Source organism: Pseudomonas sp. K5002, assembly GCF_013386655.1.
Lineage (GTDB): Bacteria > Pseudomonadota > Gammaproteobacteria > Pseudomonadales > Pseudomonadaceae > Aquipseudomonas.
Genome location: NZ_JACARK010001267.1, coordinates 1 through 2,750, shown reverse-complemented (window position 1 = coordinate 2,750; position 2,750 = coordinate 1). Strand labels below are relative to the sequence as shown.

The window sequence follows — 2,750 nt, the reverse complement described above, 5'->3', positions numbered from 1 at the left end:
GGCCACCAGCACAAAGGTGAGGCTCGCATCCGCCAGCGAGAACACGCCGGTCAGCGCAGCCGCCAGGGCGAACTTGAAGGTCACCAGGCCCGAGGCATCATTCATCAACGCCTCGCCCTGGAGCATGTGCATCAGTGGCGTCGGCAACCGATTCTGGGAAATGGCTGACACCGCCACGGCATCCGTCGGCGACAACACGGCCGCCAGGGCGAAGGCCACCGGCAGGGGAATACTCGGCAACAACCAGTGAATGAAGTAACCGGCCCCCACCACCGTAAACAGCACCAACCCCACCGCCAGCGTCAGGATCGGCCCGCGCAGGCGCCACAATTCACGCTTGGGCATGCGCCAGCCATCGGAGAACAGCAGCGGCGGCAGAAACAGGAAAAGAAACAACTCAGGGTCCAGGGCGACATGCAGCCCCAGGGTCGGCCAGGCCAGCAACGCACCGGCGCCGATCTGCACCAGTGGCAACGGCAGTGGGATCACACGCCCGACAAGGCGCGAAACGCTGACCAGCATCAGCAGGATAAGTACGGTGTAGGCGGTTTGCATAACGCGGGATTCCCAGACAATCAACTTGCAACAACACACATCAGGCAACAACTCGCCGTTGAAGTGCCATATTAGCCGCCTATGCTGCGCGATGGCCTTTGCACAAAAGTCGCACACGAGCAAAACGTAAGTGTGACGAGCGGCGCCGAAAGCCGCTGGCCATGGCATAATCCGTGACCTTTAATCTGCGTGAGCCCAAAGGGGGGCAATTCCTTGACCGTTTCAAGCAAAACGTTGCACCTTTTCGGCATCAAAGCCTGCGACACCATGAAAAAGGCGCGCACCTGGCTCGATGAGCACGCTATCCAGTATGAGTTTCATGACTACAAGACGGCCGGTATCGACCGCGAACACTTGACCCAATGGTGCAATGAGCACGGTTGGCAGGTGGTTTTGAACCGTGCGGGCACCACCTTTCGCAAACTCGAAGACGAACGCAAAGCCGATCTCGACCAAGCGAAAGCCATTGAATTGATGCTCGCGCAACCCTCGATGATCAAGCGCCCGGTGCTTGATCTCGGTGACAAAACCCTGATTGGCTTCAAGCCAGATAGCTATTCGGCGGCCCTCAAGTAGGCCAGCCCACTCCATTTTTGTAGAGGTAACAGCATGTCCAATTCCCTGTTCAGCCTGGGCTTCGGCGTCGGCACTCAGAACCGCCAAGGTGCTTGGCTGGAAGTGTTTTACGCACAACCGCTGCTCAATCCATCGGCTGAAATCATCGCGGCCATCGCGCCGATCCTCGGTTACACCGAAGGCAACCAGGCGATCACTTTCACCGTCACCCAGGCCCTGCAACTGGCTGACGCGCTCAAGGGCGTCGACGCTGCCCAAGCCGCCCTGTTGAGCCGCCTGGCTGAAAGCCACACGCCGCTGGTCGCCACCCTGCTGGCCGAAGACGCCGCACTGACCTCCACGCCTGAGGCCTACCTCAAGCTGCACCTGCTGTCCCATCGCCTGGTCAAGCCTCACGGCCTGAGCCTGGCCGGTGTGTTCCCGCAGTTGCCGAACGTGGCCTGGACCAGCCAGGGCGCAATCGACATCAATGAGCTGGCCGAGCGTCAACTGGAAGCGCGCCTGCGTGGCGACCTGCTGGAAGTGTTCTCGGTGGACAAGTTCCCGAAGATGACCGACTACGTGGTGCCGAGCGGCGTGCGTATCGCTGATGCCGCGCGCATCCGCCTGGGCGCCTACGTAGGCGAAGGCACCACCGTGATGCACGAAGGTTTCGTCAACTTCAACGCCGGTACCGAAGGCCCGGGCATGATCGAAGGCCGCGTGTCGGCTGGCGTGTTCGTCGGCAAGGGTTCGGACCTGGGCGGCGGTTGCTCCACCATGGGCACCCTGTCGGGTGGCGGCAACATCGTGATCAAGGTCGGCGAAGGCTGCCTGATCGGCGCCAACGCCGGTATCGGTATCCCGTTGGGCGACCGCAACACCGTGGAGTCGGGCCTGTACGTGACCGCCGGCACCAAGGTTGCGCTGCTGGACGAGCAGAACCAGCTGGTCAAGGTGGTCAAGGCCCGCGAGCTGGCCGGCCAACCGGACCTGCTGTTCCGCCGCAACTCCGAGACCGGTGCCGTGGAGTGCAAAACCCACAAATCGGCCATCGAACTGAACGCAGCGCTGCACGCTCACAACTAAGCAGCGACTCGATGCCACTAACGGCCCGCGCCTGACCGGTGCGGGCCGTTTATACGAGTCTTGATCACCATGCTTGTGCCCTCTCCCTGGCGCGCCGATTTTCCGGCCATCGCCACCCTGCAACGGCAAGACCAGACCTACTTGGACAACGCCGCCACCACGCAAAAACCTCAAGCCCTGCTGGACGCCATCAGCCATTACTACGCCAATGGCGCAGCCAATGTGCACCGTGCACAGCACTTGCCGGGCGCCCATGCGACCCAGGCTTTCGAGGACAGTCGCAGCAAGGTGGCACAGTGGCTGAACGTCGGTGACGAGGGGCAAATCATCTTCACCCACGGCGCGACATCGGCGCTGAACCTCCTGGCTTATGGCCTTGAGCACCTATTCAACCCGGGCGACGAGATTGTCATCAGCGCCCTGGAGCACCACGCCAACCTGCTGCCGTGGCAGCAACTGGCCAAGCGTCGCGAGCTGGCGCTGGTGGTACTGCCGCTTGACGCTGGCGGCTTGATCGACCTGCAAGCCGCCGCCCAACTGATCGGCCCGCG

4 protein-coding genes are annotated in these 2,750 nt (G+C 62.0%); 3 read left to right on the top strand and 1 reads right to left on the bottom strand.

Features of this window, described 5'->3' with window-relative positions; all coding sequences use genetic code 11:
- Window positions 1–555, bottom strand: a 555-nt coding sequence (locus tag HX846_RS35555; protein WP_178967284.1) for a cation:proton antiporter, incomplete at its 3' end; no start/stop codon positions are given.
- A 213-nt stretch (window positions 556–768) separates the two neighbouring features.
- Here HX846_RS35555 and HX846_RS35550 point away from each other — a divergent pair.
- From HX846_RS35550 to HX846_RS35540, 3 genes are all read left to right on the top strand, one after another.
- Window positions 769–1,131 (top strand): ArsC family reductase, encoded by a 363-nt coding sequence (locus tag HX846_RS35550; RefSeq protein ID WP_134325828.1) that lies wholly within the window; start codon window positions 769–771, stop codon window positions 1,129–1,131.
- A 33-nt stretch (window positions 1,132–1,164) separates the two neighbouring features.
- A complete protein-coding gene (gene dapD / locus HX846_RS35545; protein ID WP_003219342.1) occupies window positions 1,165–2,199 on the top strand; it encodes a 2,3,4,5-tetrahydropyridine-2,6-dicarboxylate N-succinyltransferase in 1,035 nt (344 codons plus the stop codon).
- Window positions 2,200–2,268: 69 nt separating this feature from the next.
- The coding region (locus HX846_RS35540; protein ID WP_178967283.1) for an aminotransferase class V-fold PLP-dependent enzyme at window positions 2,269–2,750 on the top strand (482 nt) is incomplete at its 3' end.